The 3,399-nt window shown below is 64.5% G+C and carries 5 protein-coding genes; 2 read left to right on the forward strand and 3 right to left on the reverse strand.

Annotated features, from left to right (window positions below):
- Positions 1-52: 52 nt before the first annotated feature.
- Positions 53-820: a hypothetical protein gene (locus ABEA26_RS35425; RefSeq protein ID WP_345598115.1), complete on the reverse strand. Its 768-nt coding sequence runs from the start codon at positions 818-820 to the stop codon at positions 53-55.
- A gap of 209 nt (positions 821-1,029) precedes the next feature.
- On the opposite strand from ABEA26_RS35425, the gene ABEA26_RS35430 reads away from it, so the two are divergent.
- Positions 1,030-1,293, forward strand: a complete 264-nt coding sequence (locus tag ABEA26_RS35430) for a hypothetical protein (RefSeq protein ID WP_345598117.1) — start codon at positions 1,030-1,032, stop codon at positions 1,291-1,293.
- A 417-nt stretch (positions 1,294-1,710) separates the two neighbouring features.
- Here the strand turns inward: ABEA26_RS35430 and ABEA26_RS35435 are convergent, their stop codons facing one another.
- On the reverse strand, positions 1,711-1,899 hold the full coding sequence (locus tag ABEA26_RS35435) for an AbrB/MazE/SpoVT family DNA-binding domain-containing protein (protein ID WP_319707865.1): 189 nt from the start codon (positions 1,897-1,899) through the stop codon (positions 1,711-1,713).
- 141 nt (positions 1,900-2,040) lie between these two features.
- On the reverse strand, positions 2,041-2,880 hold the full coding sequence (locus tag ABEA26_RS35440; RefSeq protein WP_345598119.1) for a GIY-YIG nuclease family protein: 840 nt from the start codon (positions 2,878-2,880) through the stop codon (positions 2,041-2,043).
- 116 nt (positions 2,881-2,996) lie between these two features.
- Here ABEA26_RS35440 and ABEA26_RS35445 point away from each other — a divergent pair.
- On the forward strand, positions 2,997-3,399 hold a 403-nt coding region (locus ABEA26_RS35445; RefSeq protein WP_345598120.1), incomplete at its 3' end, for a DNA cytosine methyltransferase.

Genomic DNA, 3,399 nt, shown 5'->3' on the forward strand with positions numbered 1-3,399 from the left:
ACCCGCGTGCCGCCCAATCCATCCTGTCCCACCCAGTCCGCTCACGCACCGCTCACGCAATGCCGTCGCCCCGGACAGTCGGGCTGAGCTGCTTCTGGAGCTCCTCGATCCGGCTGCTCGTGGCAGCAGCACGCTGCTGCTGGCGGCGGAGCTGCTCCTTCGCCTTGGTCAGCTCGGCAACGACACGTGCCTGCTCCACCTCACTCCGGGCTGCCTCCACGCCATCGTCGGTATATGCGGGTCCGAGCCGCTTGCTCTCGACAACTCCGCGCCGTGTCTGACACTCAGGGCAGTCGACCACTCGCCGGACATAGGTGTTCTCCCGGTGCTGGATGAAGGTGGTCACGTGATCGCAGGTGAGGATCAGCTCCCAGGCGTCCAGGTTCTTCTTGCGTTTCTCTGCAGAGGGAAGGGCCTGAAAGAGTCGAGTGAGCTTCTCGATCTGCGCCGGCCCCATCGGTGGTGGCGGACAGCATAGACAGCAGTGGCTCACACGCGACCCACCAATACTCCAGCGGCCGCTCTTGCAGTCTGGGTGCAGCTCCCGGAACCGCTCTTCCATGACCTCGTAGTCGCGCTTCTCCTCTTCGGTGAGGTACATGAGCCCCGGCCAGCTCCCCAAGCCGTCATACATGGGTTCGCCACATCCTCGACATGGCACCCCGGCCTTGTACTCGTCCCAGGTGAGCCGTGTCCCTTCACGCGCCCATGTTTCACGCCGCTCCGTGTCCCGGCGATCCTCCTCCTCGGCGGCAAGAGCCTTGCGGCGCGCTCGCGCAGCCGCACGCTTCGCCCTCTGCTCATCAGTGAGCTTGGCCATCGATTCCCCTCGGAGGACCTGACGCGTACGGGGGCCTACAAAGCTAGTGCGCCTGCGCGGCCGACGGGGAAGTTACAGGATCGAAGGCTCAACCCGGGACGCAACGGTTGGCCCTTCACCCTAAAGCGTGCTCTGACTGCCCATCGGGCACGGCCAGCGTCCTCACAGACAACCATCCACCAGAGAACATCGGTCAAGGAGGCCCAACGGTGGACCCCACGGAACGCTCGCTGCGCAGTCGCCTCGCTGCCCACCTCAGCTGGGCAAACACGGCAGACCGTCCCGCCCGTACCGAAGCGGCACGCAAGGCGAGCGAGTCCCGCTTTCTGAGCGAGGCTCGGAAACTCCACCCCTCGGGTACGTCAAAGCAGATCGAGGACGCCGCCCAGTCGCTGCGCAAGGCGCATTACGCGAGGCTCGCCCTCCTGTCCGCGCAGGCCAGGCGTGCCAGGAAGGCGAGCAATGGGAAGTGAAACGGAAGCGGACGTGCCGGAACGCGGCCCGAAGCGGCGCTACACCTATCCCGAGGCTGCCGAGGTCCTCCGCGTCAAGGAACGGTGGCTCCGCGACAACATCAGGCGCCTGCCTCACTCGAGGAAGGGCGTCACTGTGACCTTCTCTGAGGCCGATCTGGACGCGATCGACACCATGTTCCACCACCCTGTCCCACCCGTTACCCCTGCCCACGCGTATGGCACCAACCCACTGGCCGCCATCAAGCCCAGCGGGCCCCGAAGACGCAAGCCATAGCTGCGCCTTCGATGCTGACTGCCCACGACTCCATGCGGCCTTGGGACTGCCACACGATCGGGTGACACAGCAGCCTGGTCAGGAGCTACCCCATAGGCGCCGCACTCAGCCCGAGCGGTCCACACATGCTCTGCAGCCCTTCACAGCGAGCCGTTCTCTAGAAGGTCGCGGATGGCGTCCTCGTGCCGTCTCACAACGATGCGTCCGTCCCCGTCGCTGTGGATGAGGACGGCGGTCCCTGGAGACAGGCCAGCCTCGGCAAGCACTCCCAGCGGGATGTTCACGACTCCGGCCTCAGACACGATGGCTTCGGCGGGTTCCCTAATCATGTCGCCAGTGTGTCACCGACTGGCACCGCCAGTCCGACTGACCGCGACGGACCCGCACGGCGACCATCTCCGCAAGGTCTGCGTCGTTGACGGCGACCCCCTTGGTCTTTCCAAACGTCGGAGCGGTGCCACCGGCTCAGATCATTCGCCCAGATCTGACGGATCGCCTTCGACGTCTCCAGCCGGTTCAGCCTCCGGAACGGCGCCGATCGGCTGGCCATTGCGGTAGTACCGCCATGCACTCTTGTACTCAATCGGACTGTCGTCGTACATGATCACGTAACCCATCAGGGCTGTGACCTGCCACTTCGTCGGTATCTCGGCGGAAATCAGGCGGAAAACCTCATCAGCGGTCATCCCATCCGCTGGCACGTGAACTCGCCGGGTCTTGAACTCCGCCACCTTTCCGTACCTGAAGTTGTACGGGAGCCCCGTCTTGATCGATTCCAGGAGGGTATGGAGCGTGGTTTCGCCGGCCTGCAGGCCCTCAACAGGTCGGTCTAGGTCGATGGGAAACAGGACGTCGAAATGGTTCCGCTTCAGCACGGTGCTGTCCCGCTGGCGACCCGGATCCTTGTTACCGAAGCCGTTGTTGTTCCAGGGGATGTCGCCCTGACCCTTGTGGTGCGTGATGAGCAGCTGCTCCGGGGCGAGGGCGGAGAAGTCCTCCGCTACATACAGGCACGAGAAGGCCATCTCCTCCAGGGAGATGTTGCGGCGCCCCGAGATCTTGCGCAGGTGGTTACGAAGGCGGGCCGGCAACGACTTGTCCGCCTTGCCGACGTAGACGAACTCGTCGTTCAAGTAGAGCTGGTAGACCCCAGGTTTCTCCTTGAGCCGCGCCAGATTCTCCTCGGCGAGGGGGGCCCGGTCCAGCCCCTTCAGGGCCTTCGCCAGTTGGTCGCCGAGCGCCTTGGTGATGCTCAGGGTGAAGTCCTTGTGGTACTGCGTCCCGTCGTCGGAGCCCACCACCGGCGCCATCTGCCCACTCCCTCGGTCGACATGATCCCCGAGAGCCTATCGGTGACCTGCGCGCACGAACGAACCTTCCGATCGAAATGGCTTGAAGATCCACAACTCCGCGGTATGCTTTTGGAATGGCTGAACTGCAAGAAGGATCAAAGAAGGACCGCACGGGCGTCGAACTCTTCGCCGGCGCTGGAGGGCTGGCTATGGCCGTCCACCGTGCCGGCTTCCGCCCTCTGCTCTTCAATGAGTTCGCCAAGCGGGCATGTGAGACCCTCGAAGCGAACGGGGCTCAGCGACTCCCCGCCGACCAGAAGCCGACCCGAGCCCCCGGGCCCGACGAGAAGGTGCCCTTGGTCGCGGGCGACGTCCAAGAGCTCGACATGGACTACCTGGCTGGCAAGGTGGATGTGCTCGCCGGCGGTCCTCCCTGCCAGCCGTTCAGCCTCGGCGGCGTCGCCAAGGGCGACGAGGATAAGCGGAACATGTTCCCGCAGATGTTCAAGGCCGTCCGGCAGATCCAGCCGAAGGCCG

This window comes from Streptomyces marokkonensis (assembly GCF_039539045.1).
In the GTDB taxonomy this organism is placed as follows: Bacteria; Actinomycetota; Actinomycetes; order Streptomycetales; family Streptomycetaceae; genus Streptomyces; species Streptomyces marokkonensis.